This window comes from Hymenobacter sp. BT730, assembly GCF_030542105.1.
Lineage (GTDB): Bacteria > Bacteroidota > Bacteroidia > Cytophagales > Hymenobacteraceae > Hymenobacter.
In genome coordinates, this window is record NZ_JAUOFB010000001.1 from 654,314 (window position 1) to 669,365 (window position 15,052).

At 55.6% G+C, this 15,052-nt stretch carries 16 protein-coding genes; 7 read left to right on the forward strand and 9 right to left on the reverse strand.

Features of this window, described 5'->3' with window-relative positions:
* The first annotated feature begins 84 nt into the window (after positions 1-84).
* Complete coding sequence (locus Q4G72_RS02785) at positions 85-603, forward strand: ExbD/TolR family protein (RefSeq protein ID WP_303309911.1); 519 nt, start codon at positions 85-87, stop codon at positions 601-603.
* Here the strand turns inward: Q4G72_RS02785 and Q4G72_RS02790 are convergent.
* The 4 genes from Q4G72_RS02790 to mnmC2 all read right to left on the reverse strand — a co-directional run bounded on the left by Q4G72_RS02790 (position 600) and on the right by mnmC2 (position 4,208).
* Entirely contained in the window at positions 600-1,184 is a 585-nt protein-coding gene (locus Q4G72_RS02790; protein ID WP_303309912.1) for a GDYXXLXY domain-containing protein, read from the reverse strand. The genes Q4G72_RS02785 and Q4G72_RS02790 overlap by 4 nt on opposite strands.
* Positions 1,181-2,398 carry a DUF2157 domain-containing protein gene (locus Q4G72_RS02795; RefSeq protein ID WP_303309913.1) on the reverse strand — a complete coding sequence of 406 codons (1,218 nt, stop codon included), beginning with the start codon at positions 2,396-2,398 and terminating at the stop codon, positions 1,181-1,183. The genes Q4G72_RS02790 and Q4G72_RS02795 overlap by 4 nt, the downstream gene beginning before the upstream one ends.
* A 127-nt stretch (positions 2,399-2,525) precedes the next feature.
* Positions 2,526-3,464, reverse strand: a complete 939-nt coding sequence (locus tag Q4G72_RS02800) for a hypothetical protein (protein ID WP_303309914.1) — start codon at positions 3,462-3,464, stop codon at positions 2,526-2,528.
* Positions 3,465-3,485: 21 nt separating this feature from the next.
* A complete protein-coding gene (gene mnmC2 / locus Q4G72_RS02805) occupies positions 3,486-4,208 on the reverse strand; it encodes a tRNA (5-methylaminomethyl-2-thiouridine)(34)-methyltransferase MnmC2 (RefSeq protein WP_303309915.1) in 723 nt (240 codons plus the stop codon).
* Positions 4,209-4,226: 18 nt separating this feature from the next.
* Between mnmC2 and Q4G72_RS02810 the strand changes: the two genes are divergently transcribed.
* Positions 4,227-4,655 (forward strand): thioesterase family protein, encoded by a 429-nt coding sequence (locus Q4G72_RS02810; protein ID WP_303309916.1) that lies wholly within the window; start codon positions 4,227-4,229, stop codon positions 4,653-4,655.
* 105 nt (positions 4,656-4,760) lie between these two features.
* Complete coding sequence (rlmN, locus tag Q4G72_RS02815) at positions 4,761-5,828, forward strand: dual-specificity RNA methyltransferase RlmN (protein WP_502213671.1); 1,068 nt, start codon at positions 4,761-4,763, stop codon at positions 5,826-5,828.
* 79 nt (positions 5,829-5,907) lie between these two features.
* Here the strand turns inward: rlmN and Q4G72_RS02820 are convergent, their stop codons facing one another.
* From Q4G72_RS02820 to Q4G72_RS02830, 3 genes are all read right to left on the reverse strand, one after another.
* On the reverse strand, positions 5,908-6,876 hold the full coding sequence (locus tag Q4G72_RS02820; protein WP_303309918.1) for a YihY/virulence factor BrkB family protein: 969 nt from the start codon (positions 6,874-6,876) through the stop codon (positions 5,908-5,910).
* A 61-nt stretch (positions 6,877-6,937) separates the two neighbouring features.
* Positions 6,938-7,666, reverse strand: a complete 729-nt coding sequence (locus tag Q4G72_RS02825; RefSeq protein WP_303309919.1) for a DUF3891 family protein — start codon at positions 7,664-7,666, stop codon at positions 6,938-6,940.
* Positions 7,667-7,753: 87 nt separating this feature from the next.
* Entirely contained in the window at positions 7,754-8,752 is a 999-nt protein-coding gene (locus Q4G72_RS02830) for an NAD-dependent epimerase/dehydratase family protein (RefSeq protein ID WP_303309920.1), read from the reverse strand.
* Positions 8,753-8,929: 177 nt separating this feature from the next.
* On the opposite strand from Q4G72_RS02830, the gene Q4G72_RS02835 reads away from it, so the two are divergent.
* The gene (locus Q4G72_RS02835) at positions 8,930-10,003 is read left to right on the forward strand and encodes a patatin-like phospholipase family protein (protein WP_303309921.1); all 1,074 of its coding nucleotides are present in this window, start codon (positions 8,930-8,932) and stop codon (positions 10,001-10,003) included.
* A gap of 100 nt (positions 10,004-10,103) precedes the next feature.
* A complete protein-coding gene (gene kbl / locus Q4G72_RS02840; protein WP_303309922.1) occupies positions 10,104-11,351 on the forward strand; it encodes a glycine C-acetyltransferase in 1,248 nt (415 codons plus the stop codon).
* A gap of 92 nt (positions 11,352-11,443) precedes the next feature.
* Here the strand turns inward: kbl and cdaA are convergent, their stop codons facing one another.
* Together cdaA and folP are read right to left on the reverse strand one after the other, a co-directional pair.
* The gene (cdaA, locus tag Q4G72_RS02845; protein ID WP_303309923.1) at positions 11,444-12,283 is read right to left on the reverse strand and encodes a diadenylate cyclase CdaA; all 840 of its coding nucleotides are present in this window, start codon (positions 12,281-12,283) and stop codon (positions 11,444-11,446) included.
* Positions 12,280-13,098, reverse strand: a complete 819-nt coding sequence (gene folP, locus Q4G72_RS02850) for a dihydropteroate synthase (RefSeq protein ID WP_368408959.1) — start codon at positions 13,096-13,098, stop codon at positions 12,280-12,282. The genes cdaA and folP overlap by 4 nt, the downstream gene beginning before the upstream one ends.
* A gap of 225 nt (positions 13,099-13,323) precedes the next feature.
* Here folP and Q4G72_RS02855 point away from each other — a divergent pair, with 225 nt between their 5' ends.
* Together Q4G72_RS02855 and Q4G72_RS02860 are read left to right on the forward strand one after the other, a co-directional pair.
* On the forward strand, positions 13,324-13,899 hold the full coding sequence (locus tag Q4G72_RS02855; protein ID WP_303309925.1) for a DUF1599 domain-containing protein: 576 nt from the start codon (positions 13,324-13,326) through the stop codon (positions 13,897-13,899).
* A gap of 30 nt (positions 13,900-13,929) precedes the next feature.
* A complete protein-coding gene (locus Q4G72_RS02860; RefSeq protein ID WP_303309926.1) occupies positions 13,930-15,030 on the forward strand; it encodes a BT_3928 family protein in 1,101 nt (366 codons plus the stop codon).
* The last annotated feature ends 22 nt before the right edge of the window (positions 15,031-15,052 follow it).

A 15,052-nucleotide genomic window follows, 5' to 3' on the forward strand; every position in this document is an offset into this window, starting at 1 on the left:
AAAGCGCAAACCAGTTGGCTGCCTGAACAATAACCAGGAAAAGTGGGGCGTTGGCCGGAGACAACCTCTAACCATTCCACCATCATGGCCGAAATCCAAGCTGCTCCCGCTGCCCGTAGTGGCAAACCCCGCGTGAAGAAGAATGCCTTCCGTCTCGATATGACCCCGATGGTGGACTTGGCCTTCCTGCTGCTCACATTCTTCATGCTCACCACCACCTTCAACAAGCCCACGGTGATGCAACTCCATATGCCGGTAAAAGGCAAGGAAACGCCCCTCCAACAAAGCCGGGTAATGACGCTGATTCTGGATAAGAGCAGCCGGGTGCACTACTTTTTCGGCCTGAATTCAGAAGCCGACCCAACCGTAGCAAAAACCAAGCTGCATACCACTGACTTTGGGGCTAAAGGACTGCGGCAAGCGCTGCTCCTACGGCAGCAGCAAGACCCCGCTACGGTGGTTCTGATTAAAACCACGCCGGAGGCCAAATACCGGGATATGGTGGACGCCCTCGATGAGATGAATATCACCGATCAGCAGAAATATGCCTTGGTAGACCTGAGCGCCGCCGACCAGGCCCTGCTTAAGCGAAACGGCTTTTAGTCTCTGCTTTCGATGCTTTGGGCCGTAGAATCGGCCAGGGGTTCTACCTGCGTAATGCGCGCTTGTCCCCAGGGTGCAATACTCACGTGTACCAGTAAAGGGTGCCGGGCGCCACGCCGTTCCAACTGGCGGCCGGTACCCTCGGGCACGTAGTATTTCTCCAGATTGTAGCGCACGTGCAGGGCGCGCCGCCAGTTGTTGGCTACCCAACCGCGCAGCACCACGGTGCCGGTAGGGGCGGTGGGCTGCTCCGCGTATACGCCCACGGCCTCATACGCTGCCCCGGCCGGACGCAGCAGCACATATACCGGCGTACCGCGGCGGGGTACGGGACCGGCTTCGCGCCATAGTTTCACAGGTAAGCGGCTGATGGTAAAGCGCAACTGTACATAGTCGCCGTACAGGAAGTCGCGCGGGTCCAGCGGGGTGGTGCGCAGTACAATGGTTTGGCCATAGGCGCGGGTGGCGTATCCAGCCCCCGCCACGGCCAGCAGAAACAGAGCTTGGGCCGCTACCAGCAGGAGCAGCCAGTGGCGGGCTCCCGTAAATGCCGCCCTTTTCCGAAACAGCCACTTTCTCATGATTGCGAGGCGTCTGAGTTAAGCGTGTGTTTGTTGCGGCGGCGCAGGTACCAGCTCAGGCCCAGCAGCAGGAGCCCGCCAATCAGGAAAAACAACGACTTATCCATGAACTCCCAGGTCAGCTTGAAGTAGGCTACCATGGTAGTCAGGATAAACAGCATAGTGCCCAGGCTGATGCGGTCGGGGTTTTGCTCTTGATGAGCGCGCACCAGCAGGCTGCCGGAATAGGCGTACAGTACTACCAGCGCGGCTACGGCCAGCGGCAGGCCGCCGGGGAAGTAAAAGCCCGGCAGGAGCAGGAGCCAGTCGGTGGCGCCGGCCATACGGCCGCGGGCGCGCTTGCCGGCCAGAGAAATCAGCAGCACAACGCCCATGGCGCTGAGGTACGCCCACAGCGGCGGCCGCAGCAGCTCGGTATAGCTTCCGGCCTCGCCATACAGCGCCAGCCCCAGCATAAACAGAAACGCGGCTACCAGCGGTGGCCCCTGCAGCGCCCGGCCGGCGGGTCGGTCAGGTTGCCAGTCGCCCAGGGCGTAGAGCAGCATGGCGGGCACGAAGAACCAGGTGATTTTTACGTGCAGCAGACCAATGAGCAGTCCGGCCTGCCACAGCACGCCGGTGGCCAGTACGCCGGCCAGCAGCGCATCGGGGTGGCGCCACCAGTAGTAGCCCAGTCCGCCGGCCGTAAGCACGGCCGCGGCCACGCTGAACGCGCCCAGCTCGCCGGTGTTGTAGCCCTGCACAATGCCCCCGATAACCACCGTGAGGATGAACAGAAAGCGGCTACGATACAGAAACGTGAGGGCCACGCCCGCCACCGCCCAGGCCAGCAGCCCCGTGACATCGTAGCCGATAAGCTGGTACATCTGACTGACCAGCACAATGCCCGCTCCGAAGAGAATCAGCCCCAAACCCGTTAGCCCAATGCCCACGGCACCATTGCCGCGGCGCAGGAAATAGTCGCCGGTAGCGTAGGCCCCAATCATGGAAAGCAGCAGCAGCCCCAGGCGGACAAACTCTGGCAGGCCCTGCCAGTTGGCCGCTACCAGACTCAGCGCACTCAAACCCACCAGCAGGCTGCCGAGTAGCGGCAGCAGACCAATGGCTTGTTTATCGATGGGGTAGAGGTCCAGGAGTTGCTGGTGCTGCTCCGGGGAAATAATGCCTTTCTGCACCCACGCTGGGCCTTCTGTTTCCAGCAGTTTCCGACTCATAGTGGGTTGAAATTAGGAAGAAAGGAGAAAAGTGATGAGGCATAATTGATTTTCTGTCTACTCATCAAATTAAACGGTGGCAGAGCTTGCTCGCCTGCTAAGAGTTTTTCTGAGGAGTTCTGGCTAATTATTGACAACTGTATTTTATCCTTCGCGCCTTTGTTGCAAAATCAAGGTCTAATATTGCTTCGTCCGAAAGTCTATTTAAGGCTGATTTTTGTATTTCTACTAATTTGTTTTGATTGATTTTGTTTAATTGTTTTCTATATTCTCTTTCTAATTTTTTATCTTTTAGTAACTTATATGCGTAATCTGAAATATCTTTGTTTAGAGCATTGCCTTCATTTATTTTTAATAAAAATTCATCTCCTTTGCAAGAATAACTGAACCAAAGTGCTGTTATAATGGACTTTTGAGTTGATATATATTTGGTATGATTGAAAATTTTTATCAAAGTATCTGTGTAAAAATTTGAATCAAGGGGTAATAATAAATATGTTAAACAATAGCCTTGTGTAAAGTCCAAGGCGTGCTCAGGAACGAAAAAATGGAATGTAGAGTCCTCTAAAATCTTAATTGAAGCATTTGTTGTATTGATATTATTTTTTGATAAATAACTAATAAGGCTAAAGTATATCTTTGGATCAAGGTCATTGATATCACATTTTTCGAATGATTTCGCGCAAATTTCCTTATCTGAATTGCTTTTGCTAAGTATTAGTAGCAAATGTGAACAGTCATAATAAAAATAAGGAAGATGATTATTTGATAATAGTTCACTTCTTAATAATGGTAAATATTTTGTTGTATCAGATTTTATTTTGTTGAAAAATGCATTTAATTTTGGTGTTTTTTCTTCTTGCTCAATTTTTGAAATTTTGTGAGGATAAAAATTGTAGATTTTATCGATTTCTTCTTTAAAGGATGGTTGTCCAAAGCAATAGTTTGAAATACTGATTATAAATACAATTAAAATATATTTTATAAATATTTTAAAAAATGAATTTGACATATGAAAATGATTAATTGAGCTGTAAAGTGCAAATGCTTCGACAAAAGTCTTCAAGATGAAGTGAAATATACAAAGCTAATCACTTGATCTAGCTTCTCGCTTCCACGCCCGCGTCATCTCCCTTTTACCAGGAGGCCCGGGAATCTTCTCCACCTGCCAGCCCGCAGCCAGCAGACTGCGCTTAAAGGAGCCTTTGGCGCAGTAACTCACCAGGCAGCCATCTGGCGCGGTAGCAGCGTAGAGCTGGGCAAATACCTCTTCCGTCCACATATCCGGCTGCTTTTCCGGCGCGAAAGCATCGAAGTAGATAACGTGGTAGTGGTTGGGCGCCAGCTCGGTTTCCTGCAGCGCGCCAACTATTTTTCGGAGCAGCAACTGCGGAGCAACGCGTACCGGGGTATTCCAGGCGGCAGCGTGCAACTGCTCGTGGTACTGTTGCAATTCCGGATTCAGGATGTAGCGCTCCACACCCAGTTGGCTGATTACCTCAGGCGGCAGCGGGTATTTCTCAATGGTATCGTATTCAATAGTTACCGGGGCCGTAAGGCTGCGCTGGAGGGTGAGCAGGGCGTTCAGGCCGGTGCCGAAGCCAATTTCCAGTACCCGCACCGGGGCCGTAGCAGCGGCCAGGTTAGGTTCCAGACCCGCACCCAGGTACACGTGCATGGCTTCCTGCACGGCCCCATGTGTGCTGTGGTAATGCTCGTTCAGGGCGGGCACGTATAAGGTGCTGGAGCCGTCGCCGGTGGTCCGAACCTCTACCTTTGGTGTCGCCGCAAATTCATCCTTGCTCATCATTTACTTCTGCTTGAGTCTATGCCCCGTGTAAAAGTAGCTCTCCCCGCTTCATTCCTCCTCACGGTGCAGGTGCCCGTGCGCATCACCGACCTGAACTACGGCGCCCATCTCGGCAACGATGCCCTGCTGAGCATTCTGCACGAAGCCCGCGTGCAGTTTCTGCAGCACCTGGGCCACCCCGAGTTCGACCCCGCCAATAAAACCGGCCACATCATGGCCGACGTGGCCATCGAATACAAAGGCGAAGGCTTCTACGGCGACACGCTCCACATCCAGCTCGCCGCCGACGACCTCAGCAAATACGGATTCGACCTGGTGTACTGGGTGCGCAACCAGGACGGCAAGGAAGTAGCCCGCGCCAAAACCGGCATGCTCTGCTTCGATTACAATACCCGGAAGCTGATGCCGCTTACAGAAGCGTATGCGCAGAAATTGCGGGGAGAGTAGATCTTTGTTTTACAAGCACAACAACTGCATGGTAAGCAGGGAATGAGCGGATTGAACAAATCCGTGGAACTCAAGCGCCTTCCGTGTTGTATCTTTGCGGCTATGATGATTGACTTGCCAGTAGTTTCCAAGCGCGACATTCGCAAACTCACCTCCGACGAGCTCAAAGCCTTTATGGTGGAGCACGGCGAGAAGCCTTTCCGCGCCAAACAGGTGCTGGAGTGGCTGTGGAAGAACACGGCGGGTACGTTTGAAGAGATGAACAACATCTCGCTGGCCACGCGCGAGCTGCTGGCCAAGTATTTTGTTATCAACGGCGTACAGGTTCAGAATCAGCAGCTCAGCAACGACGGCACTATTAAGTCGGCGTTCCGGCTCTACGATGGCAACATTGTGGAAGGCGTGCTTATCCCGCACGACACGCGCATGACGGCTTGTATTAGCTCGCAGGTGGGCTGCTCGCTCACGTGCAAGTTCTGCGCAACCGGCTACATGGACCGCAAGCGCAACCTGGAAGCCGCCGAAATCTACGACCAGGTAGTACGCATTAAGGAACAGTGCGAATCCCAATACGGTACGCCGCTCACCAACATTGTGTACATGGGCATGGGCGAGCCGCTGCTGAACTACGCCAACGTGGTAAAAAGCATTGAGCGCATCACCGCCCCCGACGGCCTGAATATGGCCCCGCGCCGCATTACCGTCAGCACTGCCGGCATTGCCAAAATGATTAAAAAGCTGGCTGACGACGGCGTGAAGGCCAACCTGGCCCTCTCGCTGCACGCGCCTAACGATACCAAGCGTAACGAAATCATGCCCATCAACGAAGCCAATTCCCTGGCCTCTTTGAAGGATGCGCTCAAGCACTACCACCAGGTAACCGGCCGCAAAGTCACCTACGAGTACATCGTATTCGAGAGCTTTAACGACACGCTGGAGGATGCCGAGGAACTGTTCCAGATTTCGAAGTGGATTCCCTGCAAGGTGAACCTTATCGAGTACAACCCCATCGAAAACGCTGATTACAAAAACACCGGCGAAGCCAAGCTGATGGCCTTCCTGAAGTACTTGGCGGACCGGGGCGTGCAAACCAACCTGCGCCGCTCACGCGGTAAGGACATTGATGCCGCCTGCGGCCAGCTGGCAGTGAAGGAAAAGCCCGCTGCGGCGTAATATTTAACAGAAGGACTCACAAACTAAAAAGCCCTGATGCTTCATGCATCAGGGCTTTTTAGTTTGCTTATGCTATGCTTTAAGCGCGAAAACGGCCCACGGCCCGGGGGCGGCCGGAGGAAATTTCCTCGTGAGTTTCGCCTTCCGGTACTTCACGCACTTGAATGCGCACGGCGTTGGCTTTTGGCTGCACGCACTGCCCGTATTTATCGGCGAATTGTTGGGTGAACTCGGCCCCAAAGAAGATGATAAGGGCAGAGTAGTTTACCCACACCAGCAGAATAATAGCTGAGCCGGCCGCGCCGTAGGTAGAGCCCGGGTCGGCCTGCGCAATGTATAGTGCTATCAGAAACTTGCCGACAACGAAAAGGAGCGCCGTTATAAAAGCCCCGATCCAGACGTCGCGCCAGCGGATAATGGCATCGGGCAGGAAGCGGTAGATAAGGGCGAACAGCGTGGTGGTAACGGCCAGAGAAAGCACCAGGTCAATGAGGTGAATAAACACCACGGCCAGATCCGGGAGCAGTTGTTTGAGGTAATCGGTGAAGGAAGTCAGTACGGCACTTATCACAAAGGAAATCAGTAATAGCAGCCCAACACTCAGAATCAGGCCAAACGACAGGAACCGGTCTTTCAGAAACTGCCACATGTTGCTGCGGGGCTTCACCTTCAGATTCCAGATGTCGTTGATGCTTTCTTGCAGGGTAACAAAGAAGGTGGTAGCTGCGAAGATGAGGATGCCAATACCCAGGGCAGCCGCCACCCCAGTCTTTTCCTGCTTATTGAAGTCGTTGATAGAATCCTGAATGAATTTGGCTGATTCGGCCCCTACCAGGGAGCTAAGCTGGTGAAACAACTGGCCCGTTATAGCCTCCGAACCGAGGACCGTGCTGGCCGTGGTGATAACAATGATCAGCAGCGGCGGCAGAGAAAAAATAGTGTAGTAGGATAGCGCGGCAGCATGCCGAAACGAGTTGTTCTCCATGAAGGAAGCCCACGTCGACTTCAGCAGCGTGAAAATATTGGAGAAGGAAAAGGGTATAGGCATAGGGTACAGTGTAGCGTGTTGATACCTCATACGGGTAGTACCGCATTGCCGTTTGGCGGGACTAGCGCACCAGCTCCCAGCGGAGCGTTTCTACGGGAGCTTCCCGCAGGGCAGCGGCCAGCTCCTGGTCGTCTGCGAACTGGAGCTGCCGGAGCTGGCTGGCCTCTACGCTCACGGTAAACTGCTTTTCCCGAAACGGCCAGGGTGTTACCGTTACCGGGCCGTCTGCCGCCGGGCGGGACACGTGGTAGCGTTGCCCATCGGGGCCCTGATATATCTCCAGCTCCCGGCCCATTTCCGGCAGTTCCTGCCGGCACAAAATCAGGCTGAGCCGGTCGCACCAGTGCATGAGGTCGTAGGCTTGCTGGGCTTCTTGTTTGTTGAGCTTCAGTTCCCGGCGCCATTGCTTCTGCTTCGCCTCCTGCTCGGTGAGGAAGGTGTCAATTACTTTCTGCTTTTGGCGTAATCCTTCATAGAGGGTGTGCAGGTGCATGCTAGTGAGCAGGCTGCGCCAGCGGCCCTGAAAGCGGGCCGCTTTCATCACGCCTTGCGCCTGCTCCAGCGAGAATTCCTTCATCGTGAAATTGGCCGGTGCCCCAGCCGGGGTCAGGCTGTAGTGGCCGTCCCACTGCCGCTGCTCATCATCATGCTGGGCAATGGCGGCCAGCAGGCCCACCCAACGGTCGGAGGGGCCAAATGGCTCCCAGTGCCAGGCCAACTGAGCCGCCAGCAGGGCGTGTGCCTGTTGATAAATAATCTGCCAGCCATCGGGCGTATGGTTTACAATCATAGCAAGTAGACGACGGAAAAGCCCCGCCGCCTGCCTATACGGACAGACGACGGGGCTTGTCGAATCTTGCGCTGGTCTTGACGCCGGTTATTGGGCTACCGCAGCCGTTTCCGCTACCTGCTGGCGCAGGTGCAACAGCATATCGTCGGTCATTTTATCCAGATCATAATCCGGCTGCCAGCCCCAGTCCTGGCGGGCGCGGCTGTCGTCGATGCTGGCGGGCCAGGAGTCGGCAATCTGCTGGCGCGAGTCGGGCTTATACGTCACCTCAAACTCCGGAATGTGCCGCTGGATGCTGGCGGTAATTTCCTTGGGCGAGAAGCTCATGGCGCCCAGGTTGTAGCTGCTGCGGATTTTGATGCTGTCGGCCGGGGCGTGCATCAAATCCAGGGTAGCCTTTAGGGCATCGGGCATGTACATCATCGGCAGATAGGTGTTTTCCTTAAGGAAGCACTCGTAGGGCTGCCCGGCTATGGCTTTGTGGTAAATGTCCACGGCATAGTCCGTAGTGCCGCCCCCAGGCAGGCTCTTGTAGCCGATGAGGCCGGGGTAGCGCAGGCTGCGCACATCCAGGCCATGCTTGCGGAAATACCACTCGCACCACTGCTCGCCGGCCAGCTTGCTGATGCCGTAGATGGTGTTGGGGTTCATGATGGTGAGCTGAGGCGTGTTCTCGCGCGGGGTATCGGGGCCGAACACGGCAATGCTGCTGGGCCAGTATACCTGCTGCACGCCCAGGTCTACGGCGGCATCCAGCACGTTAAACAGGCCATCCATATTCAGCTGCCATCCAAACTTGGGGTTCTTTTCAGCCGTGGCCGAAAGCAGGGCGGCCAGGTGGTACACCTGCTTGGGCTTGTACTTTTGTACGATTTCCGTCAGGCGGTTCTTGTCCAGTACGTCCAGCAGCTCGAAAGGGCCTGCGTGGTGCGTTTCTTCATCTTTAGGGGCTCGCACGTCGGCGGCTACTACGTTGGAGGCGCCGTAGCGCTGGCGCAGCTCGTGGGTGAGTTCCAGACCCAGCTGACCGCCGGCTCCGATGATGAGAACTGTGTCGCCGGGGGTGCCGGAGGTGGAAGTAGCCATGCGCAAAGAAGACTGTGGGTGGGGGAAGAAAAGGCTACAAATATAAACGGATGGGGCGGTTATCCGGGTGAAGGCCAGCTTTCAGATTGGTAAGTAAGCGGCAGTAAAGGCAAGCTGGTTAGCTTAAGTTGTGTCCCCCGTTCAAGGGAAAGGTGCTTTTGCCTACTTTTAGTCGATATGTATATCCCCGCTATGCGCCGTATTCTGATTGGCATGAGCCTTTGTTGTAGTTTGTCTGGTGAGAGCATGGCACAGACCAAGGCGCCGCAGGCGTACCGGAACCTGGTGATGGAGGGTGGCGGTATTCGGGGTATTGCCTATGGTGGTGCCCTCAAAGAGTTGGAAACGCAGGGAATCTTACCGGGCATACAGCGGGTAGGGGGCACCTCCGCCGGGGCCATTCAGGCAGCATTGCTGGCCGTAGGCTATTCCCCCGATGAAATTATTGCCGTGGTAAATGAGATGCCCGTGCAGCAGCTCAACGATGGCCGCCTGATCTTTTTTGGCGGCAGTAGCCGGCTGATTAAGCAATTTGGCTGGTACCGCGGCGACAAGTTTACCCAGGTGATGGACCAGCTGGTGGCCCGCAAAACGGGCTCTGCCAACTATACCCTCGGTCAATTGCATACCCTCGCATCACAAGGGAAAGCGCGCGACTTATACGTCACCGGCACCAATCTTACCCGCCAGTGTGTGCAGGTGTTCAGCTACGAAACCCACCCGGAGATGCGCATCGCCGATGCCGTACGGATATCCATGAGCATTCCGCTGTACTTCCGGGCCGTGCTGCTCGACAAGCAGGGGAGGGTCGTGCGCCAGCCCGCAAAGGGACAGGAAGTAGAAGTGCTGGTCGATGGGGGCCTACTGGCCAATTTTCCCATCGACCTATTTGATAGCCCAAAATACTTCACCGTGGAAAAGTCGGTGCTGGCCGCGCAACCGCTGGCTAACCCCGAAACGCTGGGGTTGCGGCTCGATCGGGTAGAGCAGATTGCGTATGATGCTACCGTGGCCGGCCGACAGCAACTCGCGCCTTACACCATCAATAGCTTCGGCACCTACGTAGGCGCTTTGTATAACCTGGCCATCGAAAACCTGAACCCGGCGCGGCCCACTGATTGGTCGCGCACCATCAGCATTAATACCCTGCATTTTAGCCCTAAGATCAAGCGCATGTCTACGGCGCAAAAAAAGGAACTGATGGACAGTGGTCAGCAGGGCGTGCAGCAGTTTCTGGCGCGAAGCAAGTAAGCACCATCGTGCGCCGCTTCGGCCGCAGATGCACAAAACCGTACCTTTACGCTCCATCCCACCTTTAGAAATTCCCCTTCACCCTTCAGCAGTCATTCCCATGTACACCACCCTCCAGCCCGATCTTCAGCAGCAGCTTCAGGAAATTAAAGATGCCGGCCTCTACAAACAGGAGCGCATCATTACCTCGCCGCAGGGCGCCGAAATTGAGACGAAAGAGGCGGGGGAAGTGCTGAATTTCTGCGCCAATAACTACCTGGGCCTTTCCTCGCACCCGGAGGTAATTAAGGCGGCCAAAGAAGCCATTGATACCCACGGCTACGGCATGTCATCGGTGCGCTTTATCTGCGGCACCCAGGATATTCACAAAGAGCTGGAGCAGAAGCTGGCCGAGTTTCTGGGTACTGAAGATACCATTCTGTACGCGGCAGCTTTTGATGCCAACGGTGGCGTTTTTGAGCCCCTGTTCAACGAGCAGGACGCCATTATTTCCGATGCCCTGAACCACGCCAGCATTATTGATGGCGTGCGCCTGTGCAAAGCCCAGCGCTACCGCTACACCCACAACGACATGGCCGATCTGGAAGCCCAACTCCAGGACGCCGTGGCCAAAGGCACCCGCCACCGCATCATCGTTACGGACGGCTCGTTCTCCATGGACGGCACTATTGCCCAGCTGGACAAAATCTGCGACCTGGCCGATAAGTATGAGGCCCTGGTGATGATTGACGAGTGCCACAGCATGGGCTTCCTGGGCAAAACCGGCCGCGGCACCCACGAGTACCGCAACGTCATGGGCCGGGTAGACATCATCACCGGCACGCTGGGCAAAGCCCTCGGCGGCGCCATGGGTGGCTTCACCTCCGGCCGCAAAGAAATTATTGATATGCTGCGCCAGCGCAGCCGCCCCTATCTATTCTCCAACACGCTGGCCCCGGCCATTGTAGGCGCCTCCATCCGCGTGCTGGATCTGCTCACCGAAAGCACCGAGCTGCGCGACCGACTGGAAGAAAACACCAAGTATTTCCGGGAGGAAATGACCAAAGCCGGCTTCGATATTAAGCCCGGTGAGCACCCCATTGTGCCCGTAATGCTGTATGATGCCAAGCTGAGCCAGGAGTTTGCGGCCCGCATGCTGGAGCACGGCATTTATGTGGTGGGTTTCTACTTCCCGGTAGTAGCGAAAGGCCAGGCCCGCATCCGGGTGCAGATGAGCGCCGCCCACACCCGCGCGCATCTGGACAAGGCCATTGCCGCCTTTATTGCCGTTGGCAAGGAGTTGGGCACGCTCAAGGACCGCTCAGCCGCCCAGCCCGAGGCAGGGCAGGTAGTAACGAACACCCCGTAATTTAGGCACTAAGAGGTAATGCAAAGGCCCGCCATTTGGCGGGCCTTTTTGCTTTTGGTGTTCTTCGAAAAAGTTACCTACACAGCAGGAAGCTACGCGGCTACTTCTTCCGCGGAGCGCGCTTTGGGAGTGGAGGCCTTGGGCTCCACATCAAACAGCATTTCGTTCAAGCGTGCCCGCAGGTCAGAAGTAGACAGGTTGCGGTACACCTCGCCGGCCCGCACCAGCGAAATCTGCCCCGTTTCTTCACTCACTACCAGCACCACGCTGTCCGTCACTTCGGAAAGGCCAATGGCGGCGCGGTGGCGCAAACCCAGAGAGGCCGGTACGTCCGGGTTTTCACTTACCGGCAGAATGCAGCGTGCCGCCTGTATGCGGTTGTTGCTGATGATGACAGCTCCATCATGCAGGGGGCTGGTTTTGTTGAAGATACTCATCAACAGGCGCTTGCTCACGGTGGCATCAATCAGGTCGCCGGAGTCGGCGTACAGCTTCAGGTCAGAACCCATGCTGAAGACAATGAGCGCGCCGGTATTCTTGCCCGCCAGGCTCTTGGCTGCTTCCACAAAGGGCATAATGTTCATTTTCTCGGCGGCAGAATCCCGCCGCCAGGAAAATACCCGCATGCGCTCCAGTGTGGTAGCCTTGCCAATGGTGAGCAGAAAGCGCCGAATTTCCTGCTGAAACAGGATAATGCTGGCCAGCACGCCCACGCTCATAAACTGCCCCAGAATGGTTGTCAGCAACTCCATACCTGCTGCCCGCACCACCAGGTACAGCAGGTAAATCGACATCAGCCCCAGAAAAATCTTCAGCGCTACGCTGCCCGTCAGCAACTTATAGAGCTGATAAAATAGCATCGTCACCAGCAGCACGTCCACTACGTCCAGCCAGCCAATGCGCAGGAAGCCGATGGTGAAAGTGCCAATCACGGGGAGGAAGGAATTGAGTATGTGTTAGATACGAGTTGAATAGTCTGCATAGCTTCGGCTACATCGTGTACGCGCAACAAACGGGCGCCGTTGAGCAGAGCTATGGTATTGACGGCCACAGTACCCGTAAGGGCTGCATCCGGCGTCAGCCCCAGTGGCTTGTACACCATCGATTTGCGCGAAAGCCCGGCCAGAAGGGGAAGCCCCAGTACGCGCAACTCATCCAGGCGGCGCAGCAGCTCATGGTTTTGGGCGGAGGTTTTGGCAAAGCCGAAGCCCGGGTCCAGAATAACATCTACCACGCCGGCGGCCCGCAGGGCCACCAGCTTATCCCGGAAAAAGCGCACCAATTCCGTCAGCAGGTCGTCGGCATAGTCCGTGTGCTGGGCCATGTCCTGCGGGGTACCGCGCATGTGCATGAGCACGTAGGGCACATTCAGGCGGCCGGCGGTAGCTATCATATCCGCATCCAGTGTGCCCGCGCTGATGTCGTTAAGAATATCGGCACCGGCAGCTACGGCTTCGGCGGCCACGCTGGCCCGGAAGGTATCAATAGAGAGAAAGGCTTCCGGAAAGCGTTGCCGCAAGGCCTCAATGGCGGGCAGAATGCGTTGCTTTTCTTCCTCCTCCGTTACCTCCGGGGCACCGGGGCGGGTGGAGTAGCCGCCCACATCCAGCACGGCGGCACCAGCCGTAAGCATGGCCTCCGCCCGATACAGCAGGTCATCGGCTGAGCTGACGCGGCTGCCGGCAAAGAAGGAATCAGGGGTGAGGTTAAGGATGCCCATCACCTGCGGGCGTCGCAAATCCAGCACGCGGCCACGCGGGCAACATACTGTTTGCCTCGCCGAAAAACATGTATCTTTCGCGGCCTGGGGTAGCATAGAGATGGAAGCGCTCAGGAACTCAAAAACCTGGTTTTGGGGTAAAGAAACCAGGTTTCTTCCATACGGTTGCGTCAGGGCGGTACGAGGCCGCGGACGCAAGCGGGTTTCCCAGGCCCCAAGTACCCAAGATTCCAACAAATTAGTCTGAAAATCTTGCAGAACCAAACCCAGCACGAGTACGACACCATTATCGGGCACTGCCGGAAGCTGTTTCTGGCTAAGTCCCACGACTATGGCACCGCTTGGCGTATTATGCGCCTGCCCTCCATCACGGATCAGATTTACATCAAGGCACAGCGCATTCGCTCCATTCAGGAGAAAGGTACCCAGCGGGTGGCCGAAGGCATTGACGAGGAGTTTGTGGCCATCATCAACTACTGCCTCATTGCCCTCATGCAGCTGCATCTGCCCTTTGAGGCGCCGCTGGAACTGCCCGTAGAGGAAGTAACGGCCGCCTACGACCGGGAAGTGAACACCACGCGTGAGCTGCTCTTTGCCAAAAACCACGACTATGGTGAGGCGTGGCGGCACATGCGGGTGGAGAGCATCACCGATATTATTCTGATGAAGCTGCACCGCACCAAGCAGATTGAAGATCTGGCGGGGCAAACCAGGGTATCAGAAGGAGTGGAGGCCAACTACCGGGATATGCTGAACTACGCCGTTTTTGCTCTCATTAAGCGCGGGCTGGCCGCCGCACCTCAACCAGAATCTGCCCACACAGTTTAAGGCTACGGACGTACACGTTTTTTTCTTCTTATGAGGTTATTTACCCGCATTTGCTGGTTGTTGCTGGGAGTGGTGTTTATTTTTTCCGGCCTGGTTAAGCTGAACGACCCTGTGGGCACAGCCCTGAAGCTGGAGGAATACTTTGAGGTATTTTCACAGGATTTCGGGCAGTTTTTTATGTGGTTCTATCCGCATGCCCGCACCATTTCGCTTATTCTCAGTACACTGGAAGTAGTGCTGGGCGTGGCCTTGCTGCTGCGTTGGCACTTGCGCAAAACCCTGTGGGTATTGCTGGGCCTGCTGGTTTTTTTCGGGTTCCTCACGTTCTATTCCGCGGCCTTTAACAAGGTAACCGACTGCGGCTGCTTCGGCGACTTTATCAAGCTTACGCCCTGGGCTTCCTTCACCAAGGATATGATTCTGCTGGGCCTGTGGCTGGTGGTGTTTTACGGGCAGCGCTACCTGCGGCTGGTATTTGCCAAGGGCACGCTGGGCGTGATGTACATCACTATTGCGGCGGCTGTGGCGGCCGGTATTGGCGTGTATGCGCTGGGCCACCTCCCGTATTTCGATTTCCTGCCTTACAAGGTGGGCAACAATATTCCCAAGCTCATGCAGCCTTCGGCGCCGCTGCGCTACAAGTACATCATGGAGCGCCAGGGAAAGGAGCAGGAATTTGCCGATTATCCCACCGACAGCACCTGGAAGTTTAAGAAAATGGTAGCTCTGAACCCCGATGCTGGTCCCAAAATCACGGATTTTCGGGTTTGGAATGATGACGGCGACTACACGCAGGAACTGCTGAAAGGCAATAAGCTGCTGCTCATTATTCAGGATGTGAACCACGCCGACCGGGACCGGTTCGATAAGATGAATACCATGATTCTGTCGGCCGATTCTTCCAAGCGGGAAATCAAAACCGTGGTGCTTACCAGCAGCAACCCCGCCGACTACGATGCCTTCCGCCACGAGGTAAACCTGCCGGCTCCCTTCTACTACGCCGATGCTACGGTGCTCAAATCCATGGTGCGTTCCAACCCGGGCATCATTCTACTGGAGGATGGCGTGGTAAAAGGCAAATTTCACTACCACGATATTCCGACCCGCGAAAAGCTGGAAGAGCTGCTATAAACCGGCGGCTCTACATTCTTAA